Here is a 15,219-nt window from a genome sequence, read left to right as displayed (position 1 = left end):
ACCGCGGACATGGTGCGCCAGGCCCGAACGGCAGGCGTGCCCGTGCGTGAGATCGGAGTCGCCCATGACCCAGAGTAACGCCGCCGCCGAGCGCAGCGCGCATGTCGTGCGGGAGCGGGAGCGCGGCCAGGACGAGCCAGACCCGCACGGCCCCGACGGCAGCCACCCCATCGTCCAGCTTCCAGACGGACGCTGGATGTGCCGCGCCGTGTGGAGGCTGAGGCAGAAGATCGAGGGAGGCGCCGATGGGTGACGCCCTGCCCCCTACCCCGTACACGCCCGAGCGCCTGTCCGAGCGCTGGGAATGCACGCCCGATCATGTCCGCGCCCTCTGCAAGCGGGGCGCTCTCCGCCACTTCACCATCGGCCGCGGGCTGTTCCGCATCCCCGCCGATGCCGTCATGGATTACGAACGCCGATGCGTATCAAGCTCTACCGGGGATGGTGGTATGCCGTCTGGCGTGAGGGTGGAACCACCAAGCGTCTCGCTCTCCGCACGCAGGATCGTGATGAGGCCGCGCGGGCCCTAGAGGACCACAAGCGCCTGATCGCCATGCCCACGACAACCGTGGCCGGCATCATGGAAGCCTACATGGCCGCTCAGCCGAACGAGCGGGCCACCTGGGCCTGGGCGCGGATGCAGACCCGCTTCGGCCACCTGCGGCCGGACCAGATCACCAAGGCCAACACGAAGGAGTATGCCGAGGCGCGGAAGGCCCAAGGCGTGGGAGCCGGCACCATCCACACGGAGCTGACCTATCTGCGGGCGGCGCTGAAATGGAATGGGGCGGATGGCTGGCTGATCGAGATGCCCTCGAAGCCTCCGCCGAAGGATCTTCACCTGACCCGGGAGCAGTTCACCCGGCTGCTTTCCCACGCCAAGACGCCGCATGTGCGCCTGTTCCTGATCCTGGCCATCACCACGGCGGCGCGCATGGGCGCCATCCTGGACCTGACTTGGGACCGCGTGAATTTCGAGGGAGGGTTCATCCGGCTGGCGCTGGGGCCGACCACGAAGAAGGGACGCGCCACGGTGCCGATCAACGAGAGTGCGCGAATCGCGCTCGAAGCCGCCATGGCGATTCGCACCTGCGACAGCGTGATCGAGTTCGGGGGGAAGCCGGTGAAAAAAATCCGGAAGGCGTTCGAGCGCGTCGCCGTCGCGGCCGAGCTGCCATGGGTGACGCCGCACGTCCTGCGGCACACCTCGGCGGTGTGGATGGCTGAAAATGGCGTGGCTTTACAAGAGATTGGCCAGTATCTCGGCCATACGGACTACCAGACCACCTATCGGGTCTATGCCCGTTTCACGCCGGGCTATCTGAAGAAGGCGGCTGGCGCCTTGGAAGTCCTGTGACCACCTTGCCTAGCGCGCACTGTGCGGGAAGCGCGCTAAGTCATTGATAAGGTGGAATCGGAGTGAGAGGATTCGAACCTCCGGCCCCTGCGTCCCGAACACAGTGCTCTACCAGGCTGAGCTACACTCCGTGGCCGGGCGGGTTATTACGCGCCCCCCGCCGGAAGGGCAAGAGTGGGGGGTGCAGGAAATCTGCAATCCATCCCCAGCTCTTTCACGCCTTGGGCCGGGCACCCAGGATATGCGCGATGGCATAGGCCAGATCGGCCCGGTTCAGCGTGTAGATATGGAACTCGTCCACGCCGTTGGCCTGCAGCAGCCGCACCTGCTCCGCCGCCACCACGGCCGAGACCATGCGCCGCGTGTCCAGGTCGTCGTCCACGCCCTCGAACAGATGCCCCATCCAGGCGGGCACCGAGGCACCGCACATGGCCGAGAACTTCACCACCTGCTGATAGTTCGTCACCGGCAGGATGCCCGGCACGATCGGCACCTTGATGCCGGCCTTCGCGCAGCGCTCGATGAAGCGCAGGTAGACCTCGGTATCGAAGAAGTACTGCGTGATGGCGCGCGTGGCGCCCGCATCGATCTTGCGCTTCAGGAAATCGAGGTCGGCATCGGCCGAGATCGCCTCGGGGTGGGTTTCCGGATAGGCGCCGACGCTGATCTCGAAATCGCCCACCTCGCGCAGGCCGCGCACCAGGTCCTCGGCCTGGGCGTAGCCGCCGGGATGGGGCTCATACTTCGTGGCACCCGCCGGGGGGTCGCCGCGCAGGGCCACGATGTGGCGCACGCCGGCTTCCCAGTATTCGCGCGCCACCTCCTTCACTTCCTCACGCGTCGCACCCACCGTGGTCAGGTGCGCGGCGGGCGTGAGGGAGGTCTCGCGCACGATGCGCGCCACGGTGGAATGCGTGCGTGACCGGGTGGTGCCGCCCGCGCCATAGGTGACGGAGACGAAACGCGGCCCCAGCGGCTCCAGCCGGCGGATGCACTCCCACAGCTGCTCCTCCATCTTCTCCGACTTCGGCGGGAAGAATTCGAAGCTGAGTTTGGGAACGGGCATGGCCTGCGGGTTGGGCAGGGCGGCGATGCGCGGGCCGGAAAGCCAGCGATCGAGAGTTCCGGTTTCCTTGGGCGCGGCGGTCTTTTCCATGGTTCCGCTGATGGCCCAGCCCGGCACAGCACGCAAGCCGCCCCGCTCACGCAGGTGCGACTTCGTTACGTGTGCAACTGTTTCCGGCTGCGATGCGTTGCGCTATTGTAAACCAAGTCCATGTATCAGCCTCGCTATCACGACGTGTCCCAGGGGCTGGGCGCGGGCGGCATGGTTGATGCCAAGTGACACAAAAAGGATCGAGCGAAGCAGGATGCGCATCGAAAAGCTGGCCGGATCCATGGGCCTGAAGGCAAAGAGCTGGATCGCCCCCGTTGCTGCCCTGGCATTGCTTGCCGGCTGCGCGACCGCTCCCCCCGCCACCGATACCGAGGCGCTGGCCGAGTTCCGCGCGACGAATGACCCGGCGGAACCTTTCAACCGCGCCATGTTCTACGCGAACGGCTTGGTTGATTCGGTCACGCTGCGCCCTGCCGCCCAGGCCTATCGCGCCGTGGTGCCGCAGCCGGTGCGCACGGGCATCCGCAACTTCCTGCAGAACGCGCGCACGCCCGTCATCCTGCTGAACGACGTGCTGCAGGCCGAGCAGCGCCGCGGCGGCGACACGCTGGGCCGCTTCGTCATCAACACCACCCTCGGCCTCGGCGGCATCTTCGACGTGGCCGATGCCTGGTTCGGCGTGCCGCACCATGCCGAGGATTTCGGCCAGACCCTGGCGGTGTGGGGCGTGGGCTCCGGCCCCTACCTGTACCTGCCGCTGCTGGGCCCCACCAACCCGCGTGACTTCGTGGGCCTGGGCGTGGACATCGCGACCAACCCGATGACCTGGTTCGGCCAGGGCCCCACCGTGGATGCCATCGGCTACGGCGTCGTCGGCATGACCTTCCTGGACGCGCGCGAAGGCGTGCTGGATACGCTGGATGAGGTCGCGCGCTCCTCGCTCGACCCCTATGCCACCATCCGCAGCGCGACCCGGCAGAGCCGCGCCGCGGCCATCGCCAACGGGCGCGGCAGCGGCACCACGCCGTCCGATCCCTCTACGCCCGCTACACCGCAGCGCTGAGATAGAGACATGACCCTGCTTTCCCGCCGTTCCACACTCGCGCTCGTCCTCGGCATGGCGGCAACGCCTGCCTTGGCGCAGATCGACACCAGCCGCGCCAGCGCCTTCATCCAGGCCGCCGGAACCGAGCTGGTGGGCGTGATCAACAACACCGCCATGTCCGCCGACCAGCGCCGCAGCAAGGTGGCCGATATCCTGCGCCGCAGCGTCGATATCGAGGGCGTGGCGCGTTTCGTGATGGGCCGCTTCTGGCGCCAGGCCTCCCCGCAGGAGCAGCAGGAGTTCCTGTCCCTGTTCGAGGAAAGCCTGGTGAAGAACCTGGCCAGCCGCTTCGGCGAATACCAGGGCGTGCGCTTCGAGATGGGCCGCAGCCAGTCCCGCACGGATGACGATGCGCTGGTCTCCACCATCGTCACCCGCCCCGGTTCCGCGGCGTTCAACCTCGACTGGCGCATTTCCGATGTCGGCGGCCAGCCGCGCATCGTGGACCTGATCGCGGAAGGCACCTCACTGCGCCTGACCACGCGCAGCGAATATGCCTCCGTCATCCAGCGCGGCAACGGGCAGGTCTCTGCCCTCATCACCGCGCTCAGGCGCCAGCTGGGGCGCTGATTCACCCCGACTGACCGGGCCGCCCGCTTGCCGGGCGGCGCGCGGGCGCGTATCCGCGTGGAACTGATCCACGGGAGATAACGTCCATGAAGCGTCGCGCCCTGCTCGCTGCCGCCTGCGCCCCTGCCGCCGCCCCCGCGCTTGCCCCCGTCGCGGCGCATGCCCAGGAATGGCCGGCCGCGCCGGTCCGCGCCATCGTCCCCTTCGCCGCCGGCAGCGCGACCGACACCGTCGCCCGCCTTTTCGGTGAGCGCATGCGGGAGACGCTGGGCCAGCCCGTGGTGGTGGAGAACCGCGCGGGCGCCAACGGGTTGATCGGCGCCGAGGCGGTCGCGCGTTCCGCCCCGGACGGGCTGACGGTGCTGATCGGCACCAATTCGACCAATGCCGCCGCCAATGCCCTGTTCCGCCGGGTGCCGTTCAACATGGAGCAGGATTTCGTCCCGGTCTCCATGATCGCCTCGGTGCCGCTGCTGGTGGCCGTGCCTGCCAACAGCCCCTACCGCACCCTGGCCGAGCTGCTGGCCGCCGCGCGCGCCCGGCCCGAGGGGCTGAGCTTCGCGTCCGCCTCCTCCTCCCAGCGCGTGGCGTCCGAGATGCTCACCTCCATGGCCGGGGTGAAGATGCTGAACGTGCCCTATCGGTCCTCGCCGCAGGCGGTGCAGGATCTGATGTCGGGCCGCGTCGACATGTTCGTGGCCGACCAGGCCGTGATCCTGCCGGGGGTGCAGAGCGGCCAGCTTCGCGCCCTGGGCGTCACGACCAAGACCCGCAGCACGCAGCTGCCGGACGTGCCGAGCGTGGCCGAGGCGGGCAACCTGCCGGATTACGAGATCTTCGCCTGGTTCGTGCTGGCCGCGCCCGCCGGCACGCCGGCCGTGGCCGTGCAGCGCCTGAACGCCGCTGTGCGCCGCGCGGCGGAAAGCCCTGACCTGCGCAGCCGCATGACCGAGACGCTGGGCATGGCGCTGATGACCGGCACGCCCGAGGAAGCCCGCGATTTCGTGCGGCGTGAGACGGTCAAGTGGACCAACGCCATCCGCGCTGCGGGCATCGAGCCGGAGTGAGGCGGCAATGCGGTAAGGCCGCCCGCGGCCTTACCCGCGCCGCGTGACCTGCAGGAAGTTCATGGTCCGGGACGGGCCACGGAAGCTCTCCATGCCCGCGACATCATCCGCGGGCAGGCCGGCGGCCAGCCGCTCCATCTCGACCTGGGAGCGCAGCTCCGGCCGCCAGTCCAGCACCACGTCCAGATAGGCGGCGTCGGTCAGATCCTCGGCGAAGCTGCCCATGAACAGGCTGCCGCCGGGCCGAAGCAGGGCAAAGGCGCTGTCCACCGCGCGGCGCGCGGTGGCGTCATCCAGCCCATCCAGCAGCGGGCCCAGCAGCACCAGATCGAACGTGCCTCCCTGCCGGCCGCCCAGCAGCGCCCGGAGAGGATCGGCGAGATTGACGTCGAGGCCGCGCATCAGCCCGTGCATGCCCAGAAGCTGGTCCATGGAAAGGACAGACTTCTCGTAGACCGTCCATCGCGCGACATCGCCGGCGTGGCGGGCGAGTGCGGCCTCGGGCAGCAGGCCCGCGCCCAGGGACAGTACCCTGCCGTCCCCTCTGCCATCCCCCCTGCCCTCGGCCAGCGCGTCGACCATCCGGGCGGCGAAGCGGCACCGCTCCCGCAGCCCCTCGGCGAAGGGCAGATGGGAGCTGACGCTGAAAATGGTCTGGCCGGTGCGGCCCGCCTGGCGCAACCGCTGCTCCGCGCTGCGCCCCAGCACGGGATGGTCGCTGAACAGGAAAGGCATCATCTGCCCGACATCGGGGCCGTGGGACCAGCAAGCCTCGGTCAGCGGGTCCTGCATCGAGAGGTCTGCCAGGCGATGCGCGCGAAAGGCGGCACGCCGTTCGGCGGGGTCCCCGCCGCAGCCGGCCAGCAGATCAGGCAGGCTGCTCCAGCCCTGGATCAGGCCGGTCGGCGTCTCCAGCATGCCGGCAAGCCCATCCAGCCGGTCACGCAGACCGGCCAGCGGGGAAGCTGCATGCAAGAACCGCGGCTCCGCCATCGGCTTCGTCTCTCCTCAGTGCCACGCAGGACGTCGGCACGCCCGACATTATTACCCCGTCGGAGTGACGAAGCCCTTAACACCCGGCAACGATAGAGGAGAGTGCGGACTCTCTCATCCCCTTTATGGGGGAAGCCCGATAACTTCAGTTACTTTCAACCAGAAGATGTAGAATTCATGCTTTCGAATACCACCATCCGATGGCCTCGATTCATGAATTCTCCCGCTTCTCGCATCCCGATATCGCGCATCACCGCCTGGGACGACAGGTTGGTGTCGCGCGCCACCGCGATGATGCGCGAAAGCCCTGCCGAATGGCCGAATTCCAGCGCGGCGCGCGCGGCTTCCCGCGCATAGCCGAAGCCCCGCGTTTCGGGCCACAGCGCATAGCGCAGGGCGATTCCGCGCCCGTCGGGCCGCTCCATCAGCCCGCAGATACCCAGGAACTGACCGTTCTCACGCAGGAAGACCGACCAGGTGCCGTATCCGCGCACCTGCCAGAAATCCATGTCGTCCTCGAGTTCCTCACGGGTTCGTTCCGGAGAGCGAACACCATGCAGCATGTAGCCGAAGACCGATTCGTCGCCCTTCAGGCGGATCAGTTCCGGCAATTGCTCGGGGCTGGGCGGCAGCATGGACAGCCGCGCGGTCGTGATGACGCGCGGCGCCCGGAACAGAGCCGAGTTCATGCCACCCCCTTACCTGCTGAGGGGGCGGTACTTGATCCGGTGCGGCTGGTCGGCCGCGACGCCGAGACGACGTCGCTTGTCGGCTTCATAGGCCTGGAAGTTGCCCTCGAACCATTCGACGTGGCTGTCGCCCTCGAAGGCCAGGATGTGCGTCGCCAGACGATCGAGGAACCAGCGATCGTGCGAGATGATGACGGCGCAGCCCGCGAAATCCTGCAGGGCTTCTTCCAGCGCGCGCAGCGTGTCCACGTCCAGGTCGTTGGTCGGTTCGTCGAGCAGCAGGACGTTGTGCGGGTTGCGCAGCATCTTGGCCAGATGGACGCGGTTGCGCTCACCGCCCGACAGCACGCCCACCGGCTTCTGCTGGTCACCGCCCTTGAAGTTGAAGGCGGCGCAATAGGCGCGGCTGGGCACGTTGCGCTTGCCCATCATGATCATGTCCTGGCCGTCGGAGATTTCCTGCCAGACCGTCTTCTTGTCATCCAGGCTGTCGCGGGACTGATCGACGTAGCCCAGCTTCACGCTGTCGCCGATGGTCATGCTGCCGCCGTCGGGGGTCTCGACGCCGGTGATCATCTTGAACAGCGTGGACTTGCCCGCGCCGTTCGGCCCGATCACGCCCACGATGCCGCCGGGCGGCAGCTTGAAGGACAGATTGTCGATCAGCAGCCGGTCGCCGAAGCCCTTGGTGATGCGGTCCGCCACGATGACGGTGTTGCCCAGGCGCGGGGCGGGCGGGATCTGGATCTCGGTGGGGTCCGGGGCCTTTTCCTGGCTCTTGAGCAGCAGTTCCTCATAGGCCTGGATACGCGCCTTGCTCTTGGCCTGGCGGGCGGAGGGGCTGCGCCCGATCCATTCCTGCTCCTCGGCCAGCTGGCGCTGGCGGGTGCTCTCTTCCTTCTCCTCCTGGGCCAGGCGCTTGCGCTTGGCGTTCAGATAGGCGGAGTAGTTGCCCTCATAGGGGATGCCCCGGCCGCGATCGACCTCGAGAATCCAGTTGGTGACGTTGTCCAGGAAGTAGCGGTCGTGGGTGACGATCAGCACCGCGCCCTGATAGTCGCGCAGCGTCTTTTCCAGCCAGGAGACGCTCTCGGCGTCCAGGTGGTTGGTGGGCTCGTCGAGCAGCAGCATGTCGGGCTTTTCGAGCAGCAGCTTGCACAGCGCGACGCGGCGGCGCTCACCGCCCGAAAGGTTGGTCACGGGGCTGTCGGCCGGCGGGCAGCGCAGGGCATCGAGCGCGATGTCCACCGTGCGGTCCAGCTCCCAGCCATTGGCGGCGTCGATGCGCTCCTGCAGCTCGGCCTGCTCGGCCAGCAGGGCGTTCATCTCGTCGTCGGTCATCTCCTCCATGAACTTCATGGAGATCTCGTTGAAGCGTTCCAGGTCGGCCATCAGCGGGCCGAAGGCGTCGCGCACGTTCTCGCCCACGGTCTTGGTGGGGTCGAGGTGCGGTTCCTGCGGCAGGTAGCCCACCTTCGCACCCTCGGCCGCCCAGGCCTCGCCGCCGAATTCCTTGTCCTGACCGGACATGATGCGCATCAGCGTGGACTTGCCGGCGCCGTTCGGGCCCAGCACGCCGATCTTGGCGGTGGGCAGGAAGGACAGCGTGATGCCCTTGAAGACTTCTCGCCCGCCCGGATAGGCCTTGGTGAGATCCTTCATCACATAGACATACTGATAGGCGGCCATCACGTACCCTTTCGAACTCGCGGGGCTATGTATCCCAAAGGTGCGCATGTGGGGAGTCGGTAAGGCGGATGCGAGCCACCCCATCCCCGCATGAAAACGGCGCCCCATCCTTCCAGGATGAGGCGCCGATCCGTGCTTCCCGCGGGCCTTGCGGCCCCGGTGCTTACAGCAGGTCCAGGCCCACCGCGGAGAGCTGCTGGTGGCGGCCGGTGGCCTCCGCGCTGTTCAGCAGCTCATAGGCGACGACGGCCGCCGCGGCATCGCCGCCGCCGACCGCCGCGTCATAGCTCGCGTGGCCCGCCGCATCGGCCGCCCGGCCCAGGATGTTCTGGTACAGGCGCTCGACATAGGCCTCGTTGGACAGGCCGTCGAAGCGCAGCCCGTATTCGGCGCTCTCGACAAAGGCCTTGGTCACGGCGGCCTTGCTCATGCCGTGCTCCATCTGGTTGTCCCAGTGGCGCAGCTCACCGACGCTGGCTTCGCGGCCCAGCAGGGTTTTGAAGTTCCAGCCCACCCAGGCCATCTCGACATCCACCGTCACGATGCCCTTGGCGGCATAGCCCAGCGGGTCGCCGCTGGCCTCGGCGGAGCGGATGACGCCATCGGCCACGGCCGCGCGGCCGGCGGTGCCGCCGATCGCACCAGCCACGCCCGACCAGTAGCTGACCGCCCCCGCATCGGCGCCCCGGCCCAGCACCTGCTGGTACAGGTTGTCGATGTAGCTGGAGAGGCTGCTGACCGCGCCGCTGGTGTGGCCTTCGGGCGAGTCCAGCAGGTCCTTCGCCAGCGTGCCGAGCGACAGGCCCTTCTCGACGCGGCCGGCCCAGTAGGACAGGCCCTCGATGTCGGCCTCGCGGCCCAGCAGGCCGCGATACAGCGCCTCGACCTGGGCGGCAGGCGAGGAGCCGGAGAAGTCCACCTTGCCGTCCACGAACTCCAGCCGCTCGACGCTGGTGAAGTAGGTCTCGCCCTGCTTGCCGTTGATGGCGAAGGTGAAGCCGTCGATGCCGCCGTCACTGCCGATGATGAAGCCGCCATCGCCGCGCGCCAGCGTGCCGAACCGCACGATGTCGAAGCCCGAGCCGCCATGGATGGTGTCGCGGCCGATCGTGGCGTCGAACAGGTCGTTGCCCGCCGTGCCGTTCAGCAGGTCGCTGCCGTCCGTGCCGCGCGCATGGGTGGTCTGGAACACCACGTCGTCGCGCTGGGAGAGGTTGATGACGCGCAGGTCGCCCGAGGCCGCCGTGTCCGCCGCGCCATAGGCATGGGTGCCGCCGGTGTAGGTCGCGGCCATGTATTCGGCCAGCGCGTCCTGCTCGGTGCCCTTGGTGGCAAAGGTGGCCTCGCCATCGGCCAGCAGGGCATTGCCCGACAGGTCGATGCGGCTGCCGGCAATGGTCACCGCCGGGAAGGGGTAGCTGTCGCCGCCATCGGCCAGGAAGTTCAGCGTCACCATCTTGATGGCGCGGGCGGGGTCGCCCACCACCACGCCGTCACGCACCAGCTCCTGCACCACGCTGCCGTCGGCGCCGATGATGGCCGCGTTCTTGATGCGCGTGCCGGCGGTGGCGACGGTGGCCGAAGCACCGGTGCCGGTCATCACCTGGGCCGTGCCCGCCGGGTCCCAGCTGAAGGAGATGCCGCCCCACTGGCCGAACTGGCCCGGGGTGGCCGTGCCGGTCGAGGCCGCGACGGAGTGTTCCAGCAGCACCTTCAGGTTGGCCGCCGTGACCGCCACGATGGACAGCGCGTTGTTGAAGCGCAGCGAGTTCTCGATATCGAGCTGGCTGACGCCGCCCGCCTCCTTGCCGGAGGACAGGTTCTCCAGCGGGGCCAGTTCCTTGGCGATGGCGCCCGTGGAGTAGGAACCGATCTCGGCACGGATGCCGCCGCCGTTCTTGTGGCTGACCAGCACGTCGGACGCCACCTGGCGCGCGACGAACAGGTTGGCGTCGGCCGAGAGGTTGCCGAGGTTGGTCTCCTCGGTGCGGACCTCGCCGCGGCGGCCTTCCAGGAAGGTCTTGGTGGCGCCGAAGACGGAGCCGTCCTTGGCGTTGATGACCGTGCCCACCGCATTGGTGATGGCGCGCACGTCACCGCCGCGCGTGCCGGCGGCATAGGGGTCCTCGCTGCCCCACAGCGCCGCGACCGTGGCGTCGGTGGTGGCATAGGCGCCGCTGACCACGCCGTCCACGCCGCCCACGCCCAGCGGGCCCGCGCCGTCGGGGTCGGCGATCAGCACGCCGTTGCTGTCGAAGGTCGCGACCAGGCGGCCGACATAGCTGTACTCGTTGCTGGTCGAGGTGATGAGGATCGGGTTGCCGTCCGCGCCGTAGCGCAGCACCGGATAGCCCTCCAGCGCGCGGTCACCGCTGCGCAGGGCGTCGTTGCCGTCCGCGAAGATCGCGTGGCTGCCGGCGGAGATGATGATGTCCACCCCCTTCAGCAGCGGGGCCAGGGCCAGCTCATTCTGGTACTGCTGCAGGTGGCTCAGCAGGACGATCTTGTTGATGCCCTGGGCCGCCATGGCGTCCAGATAGGGCTGCAGGATCGAGGCCAGCTCCGCCATGTTGTCCACGCCGCCGTCGCGCGCGGGGTCCAGCACGGTCGTCAGGCCGGTGGAGGACAGCGAGGCCAGCATCTGGGTCGTCACGGCCAGCACGCCGATGGTCTGGCCGCCCTCGACGATGGTGGTCCAGGGCGCGATCTGCACGTCCGCCGCCTCGGCCGCCACCGCGTTGTTGTCGGCGATGTCGGCGCGGGTGGTGGCGTAGGTGGACGCCTCGCGCAGGGTATTGGTGTACAGCGCGCGGATGTTGGGGTCGTTGGCGAAGGAGAGGTTCGCCGACAGGTAGGGGAACTGCGCGCCGATATTGGTCAGGCGGGCGGCGGCGGTGGAGGCCGTGGTGTTCGCGATCACGTCGATCACGGAGGCCAGCGGGTTGGTGCCCAGGTCGAACTCATGGTTGCCCAGGGCCGAGGCCTGGATGCCGATGGCGTTCAGGATGGCGATGTCGGCCGCGAAGAAGGCGGGCGAGGTGCCGAACAGGTTGGACAGCTCGGCCGCCGTCACGCCCAACACCTTGGCGTAGTAGTCGCGCAGCACCGGGATCAGCGAGGGGTCGGTGCCGGCCGCGCCGAAGGGGCCGGGCAGGAAGTTGTCGCCGCCCGAAAGCGTGATGGAGTTGGCGACGCTGTCTTCCAGCTTGTCCACGATGGCGGCGAAGCGGTCGGCGCGCTGGGTGGCCAGCAGCCCGGCCTCGAAGTCCGAGCCGTGCAGGATCTGCAGCGTGTAGTTGCCGGCCGAGGCGGTGGACAGGTTGTGCACCGTGGTGGTGCCGCTGGTCTCATTGGCCACCACCAGCTTCGCGGGCTCACCGCCATTGGCCGGGATGAAGGTCGAGACCTCGGGGCCCGTATCGCCGCTCTTGGCCACGATGCCCTGGTAGGAAACCTGGGTCGGGCTATCGATGCGGAAGGCCATGTTGCCGTTGAAGCGCTCCATGCCCACGAAGACATGCAGCTGGCCGTTGATGGTGCCGATCGCGATGCCCTCGGGCTCCGCGCCCTTGTTGTCGCTGCGGCCGTCGTCGTAGTTCGCGGGCAGCTGGCTGGCCACGATCTGGTCGATCAGCTGGCCGCTGTCATAGACCTGGGTCAGGGTGGTGGCCGCACCCGTGCCGTTCACTTCCCAGATCGAGAAGCTGTGGCCGCCGAAGGTGACGAGCTGATCGAGGTCACCATCGCCATCCGTGTCCCCGGCCCAGCGGGAGACTTCGAGCCGGCCCAGATCGGCGTCGCCGCGGCGGGACTGGATCTGCGCCAGCAGCGTGGGGTCCAGCGCCGGCATGCCGGCAGGGGGCGTGGAGCCGGAGGACGGCACGAGAGCCGAGATGCGCACGGCCTCGACATAGGAACCCCACTCGCGCGCATCGCCCTCATTCGCGGTGACCAGATAGGTCTTGCCGTTCATGGTGAAGCTGGAGATCGCGTCCGGGTTGTACATGCCATAGACCGGCACCTGGCGGATGTTCGCCCCGCCGTCGCGGTCGGAGGTGTCGATGCCGTTGCCGGCGGTGTTGAAGTTCTTCAGCCCCAGCGGAAGGATCGCCTGCCAGCCCACCGTGCCCGAGGCCGGATCCAGGTTGAACACGCCGATCGCGTTGTTCTCCTGCAGGGTCACATAGGCGGTCCTGCCGTCGGCGGAGACGGTGATGTATTCCGGCTCCAGGTCCAGCGAGGGCAGGACGGTGTTGTAGCCGGCGCTGCCGGGGATGGCGTTGTTCAGCTTGACGCCGGCGGCGCGCAGGGCCGCGGCCTGGCTGTCGAAAGCCTCGAAGCCGTAGCTCTTGGGCGTCCAGGTGGCGGTGTTGATGATCACCAGCGCGCCGGCCGGATCGACCGTGTAGCTGGGGGCGGGCTCGCCCTCGATGGCCACCAGCAGGCGGGTGCCGTCGGCGGTGAAGGTGATCATGTCAGGCACGGCGCCGACCTGGGCGGTGGCGCGCCAGGTGGCGGCGGTGCCGGCACCGTCCACCGTGAACACCGCGACATAGCCGCTGGTGCCCGGCGTCGCGCCGTCGATGGCGATGGCCAGGTTGTTGCCGTTGATGGCAACGGAATTGGCCGTGCCCAGGCTCAGCGAGCCGCCGCCGCCCGGGGCCAGGATGGCCGACTTCGGGATGGAGAAGGCGAGCGTGCCGTTGGAGGCATGCAGCGCGTCCACGCCGTTCGGGCCCAGGATGTAGATGAGGCCGCGCGCGGCGTCATAGGTCGAGACCTCGGCCCCGCCCGCGGCGCCGCCGGCCAGCGTGCCGTTGTTGACGGTGTAGTTCGACGTGGATGTGACTGACATGACAACCCCGGTGAAAGTTTGGGGCATGGATGCTTTGTCACGCGGTCTGCGTCTTGGGCGGGACGGTTAACGGACCGTTAATGTTACATGACGTAACGGTGGCACAAACTCCGGGACTTGCCCGCTTGCGCGCATGGGATCATGAGGCGGCTGTGACTCTCGCCAACGACAAAGACCCCATCAGCCCCTTCTGGTGGGCAGCCCTCGCGCTGCTGCCGGGCATCGTGTTCCTGCTGCGCCTGATGGGCTTTCCGCCCAGCGTGATGGACTGGGACGAAAGCCTGTACCTACTGCAGGCGCGCGAATGGCTGCATGGCGGCTGGCCGCTGGTGGCGGTGTGGGACATGCACCCGATCGGCGCGCCCGCCCTGTTCACCGTCGCCATGGGCATCATGGGCGAGAGCCTGTTTTCCATCCGCATGCTGGGCGTCGTCGCGGTCTCGGCCACGGGCTGGGGCCTGTTCGCCGCGGTGCGCGCGGCGGGCGGGGCGCCGGCCCTGGGTTACGCGGCGGCCCTGATCTATGCCGGGCAGACGCTGGTGCTGGGCGGGCTGCCGGTGAACACCGAGATCCTGTTCGCCCCCTTCACCACCGCCGCCATGGCCGTGGCACTCAGCCATTTCCGCGCGCCGGGCTGGGCCGCGCTGATCGCCATGGGCCTGCTGATCGGCATCGCCCTGCTGATCAAGCCGGTGGCGGCCGCCGAGGGCTGCCTGGCCTTCCTGGTGCTGGTCGGCCCCGCGCTGTGGCGGCGCGCCCTGCCCTTCCGCCGGCTGCTGGCCTTCGCCGGCGCCTATGCCGGGCTGTGCGCGCTGCCCACCATCCTGTTCGGCATCGCCTATCTGCTGAAGGGTGAGCTCGACGCCTATCTGGACGGCAGCTTCTACGCGCCCTTCCGCTACTCCGGCAGCGGCGCCACCCTGGCCGAGGCCGGCTGGCACAGCCTGAGCGCCGTGGTCACCTGGATGTGGCCCTTCGCGCTGGCGGTGATCGCGCTGATCGCCTCTCGTCGCTGGTCCCTGGTGCTGCTGGGGCTGGCCTGGTTCGCGGCCACCACCCTGGCCGTGGCGGGGCCCAAGCACTTCTTCCACCACTATTTCCTGCTGTGGCTGCCGCCGCTGTCGCTGCTGGCCGCCGCCGGCGCGCTGGCACTGGTGCAGCGCCTGGCCGTGGGGCGCGAGAAGCTGGCACTGGCCCTCGTCGTGGGCTTCGTGACGCTGGCGCCCTGGAAGATGGAGGCCGCCCCCCGGCTGTGGAACGGTGAGCGCCTGTTCGAGCCCGACACCGCCGCCCGCATCAGCGCCATGATCGCCGAGGAACTGCCGCCCGGTGAGCCTATCTTCGTGCCCAACTACCAGCCCGTGGTCTATTTCCTGGCGCGCGCGGGCATTCCCACGCGCTTTCCCTTCCCCGTCCACCTGACCGGCAATTTCGCACGGCTGGCGGACAGTTCGACCGATGGCGAGGTGCAGCGCATCCTGGACCTGAAGCCGCGCTTCATCGTGGTGGACCGCACGAATTGGGATGCGATGCGCCCCGGCGCGGCGCAGGCCGTGGCGACGGCGATCGATGCCGGTTATGAACTGGCCTACATCTTCGACGACAACCGCAACCGCATCGAGCTGTGGCGGCTGAAGGCGCCGGAGGCCGCGCCGGCACCTGCGCCTGCGCCTGCGCCTGCGCCTGCGCCGGCACCGGCACCTGCACCGGCACCCGCAGCCCCGGCAGCCCCCGCGACCGAGTAGCCACCCTCATCCGGCCACAAAGCCGCGGCAGG

Annotated in this window: 11 protein-coding genes and 1 tRNA gene; 6 read left to right on the top strand and 6 right to left on the bottom strand. The window is 68.6% G+C overall.

Annotation, left to right across the window (positions count from 1 at the left end):
* The first annotated feature begins 64 nt into the window (after positions 1–64).
* Both EOD42_RS19265 and EOD42_RS19260 read left to right on the top strand, forming a co-directional pair.
* Positions 65–253, top strand: a complete 189-nt coding sequence (locus tag EOD42_RS19265; RefSeq protein ID WP_127789202.1) for a hypothetical protein — start codon at positions 65–67, stop codon at positions 251–253.
* A 165-nt stretch (positions 254–418) separates the two neighbouring features.
* The gene (locus EOD42_RS19260) at positions 419–1,357 is read left to right on the top strand and encodes a tyrosine-type recombinase/integrase (RefSeq protein ID WP_164868025.1); all 939 of its coding nucleotides are present in this window, start codon (positions 419–421) and stop codon (positions 1,355–1,357) included.
* Positions 1,358–1,414: 57 nt separating this feature from the next.
* On the opposite strand, the gene EOD42_RS19255 is transcribed toward EOD42_RS19260, so the two are convergent.
* Both EOD42_RS19255 and metF read right to left on the bottom strand, forming a co-directional pair.
* Positions 1,415–1,488, bottom strand: a tRNA-Pro gene (locus EOD42_RS19255).
* Between the two features lie 83 nt (positions 1,489–1,571).
* Positions 1,572–2,513 (bottom strand): methylenetetrahydrofolate reductase, encoded by a 942-nt coding sequence (gene metF / locus EOD42_RS19250; protein ID WP_127789200.1) that lies wholly within the window; start codon positions 2,511–2,513, stop codon positions 1,572–1,574.
* 214 nt (positions 2,514–2,727) lie between these two features.
* Between metF and EOD42_RS19245 the strand changes: the two genes are divergently transcribed.
* The 3 genes from EOD42_RS19245 (at position 2,728) to EOD42_RS19235 (ending at position 5,216) form a co-directional block, all read left to right on the top strand.
* Positions 2,728–3,537 carry an MlaA family lipoprotein gene (locus tag EOD42_RS19245; RefSeq protein ID WP_164868024.1) on the top strand — a complete coding sequence of 270 codons (810 nt, stop codon included), beginning with the start codon at positions 2,728–2,730 and terminating at the stop codon, positions 3,535–3,537.
* 9 nt (positions 3,538–3,546) lie between these two features.
* Positions 3,547–4,149, top strand: a complete 603-nt coding sequence (locus EOD42_RS19240) for an MlaC/ttg2D family ABC transporter substrate-binding protein (protein WP_127789198.1) — start codon at positions 3,547–3,549, stop codon at positions 4,147–4,149.
* Between the two features lie 86 nt (positions 4,150–4,235).
* Positions 4,236–5,216: a Bug family tripartite tricarboxylate transporter substrate binding protein gene (locus EOD42_RS19235; RefSeq protein ID WP_127789197.1), complete on the top strand. Its 981-nt coding sequence runs from the start codon at positions 4,236–4,238 to the stop codon at positions 5,214–5,216.
* Positions 5,217–5,246: 30 nt separating this feature from the next.
* Here the strand turns inward: EOD42_RS19235 and EOD42_RS19230 are convergent, their stop codons facing one another.
* The 4 genes from EOD42_RS19230 to EOD42_RS19215 all read right to left on the bottom strand — a co-directional run bounded on the left by EOD42_RS19230 (position 5,247) and on the right by EOD42_RS19215 (position 13,442).
* Entirely contained in the window at positions 5,247–6,191 is a 945-nt protein-coding gene (locus EOD42_RS19230; RefSeq protein ID WP_127789196.1) for a hypothetical protein, read from the bottom strand.
* Between the two features lie 173 nt (positions 6,192–6,364).
* Positions 6,365–6,898: a GNAT family N-acetyltransferase gene (locus tag EOD42_RS19225; protein ID WP_127789195.1), complete on the bottom strand. Its 534-nt coding sequence runs from the start codon at positions 6,896–6,898 to the stop codon at positions 6,365–6,367.
* A gap of 9 nt (positions 6,899–6,907) precedes the next feature.
* A complete protein-coding gene (gene ettA / locus EOD42_RS19220) occupies positions 6,908–8,587 on the bottom strand; it encodes an energy-dependent translational throttle protein EttA (RefSeq protein WP_127789194.1) in 1,680 nt (559 codons plus the stop codon).
* A gap of 163 nt (positions 8,588–8,750) precedes the next feature.
* On the bottom strand, positions 8,751–13,442 hold the full coding sequence (locus tag EOD42_RS19215) for a choice-of-anchor I family protein (RefSeq protein WP_127789193.1): 4,692 nt from the start codon (positions 13,440–13,442) through the stop codon (positions 8,751–8,753).
* A 152-nt stretch (positions 13,443–13,594) separates the two neighbouring features.
* On the opposite strand from EOD42_RS19215, the gene EOD42_RS19210 reads away from it, so the two are divergent.
* Complete coding sequence (locus EOD42_RS19210) at positions 13,595–15,187, top strand: ArnT family glycosyltransferase (protein ID WP_164868023.1); 1,593 nt, start codon at positions 13,595–13,597, stop codon at positions 15,185–15,187.
* The last annotated feature ends 32 nt before the right edge of the window (positions 15,188–15,219 follow it).

Source organism: Rhodovarius crocodyli (genome assembly GCF_004005855.1).
Taxonomy (GTDB): Bacteria; Pseudomonadota; Alphaproteobacteria; order Acetobacterales; family Acetobacteraceae; genus Rhodovarius; species Rhodovarius crocodyli.
Note: the sequence above shows the minus strand (reverse complement) of the source record. Positions and strands in the feature narration are given on the sequence as shown.

Coding starts and splice junctions, on each gene's coding strand:
- EOD42_RS19265 (WP_127789202.1), top strand. CDS start 65: ATGACCCAGAGTAACGCCGCCGCCGAGCGCAGCGCGCATGTCGTGCGG.
- EOD42_RS19260 (WP_164868025.1), top strand. CDS start 419: ATGCGTATCAAGCTCTACCGGGGATGGTGGTATGCCGTCTGGCGTGAG.
- metF (WP_127789200.1), bottom strand. CDS start 2,513: ATGGAAAAGACCGCCGCGCCCAAGGAAACCGGAACTCTCGATCGCTGG.
- EOD42_RS19245 (WP_164868024.1), top strand. CDS start 2,728: ATGCGCATCGAAAAGCTGGCCGGATCCATGGGCCTGAAGGCAAAGAGC.
- EOD42_RS19240 (WP_127789198.1), top strand. CDS start 3,547: ATGACCCTGCTTTCCCGCCGTTCCACACTCGCGCTCGTCCTCGGCATG.
- EOD42_RS19235 (WP_127789197.1), top strand. CDS start 4,236: ATGAAGCGTCGCGCCCTGCTCGCTGCCGCCTGCGCCCCTGCCGCCGCC.
- EOD42_RS19225 (WP_127789195.1), bottom strand. CDS start 6,898: ATGAACTCGGCTCTGTTCCGGGCGCCGCGCGTCATCACGACCGCGCGG.
- ettA (WP_127789194.1), bottom strand. CDS start 8,587: ATGGCCGCCTATCAGTATGTCTATGTGATGAAGGATCTCACCAAGGCC.
- EOD42_RS19215 (WP_127789193.1), bottom strand. CDS start 13,442: ATGTCAGTCACATCCACGTCGAACTACACCGTCAACAACGGCACGCTG.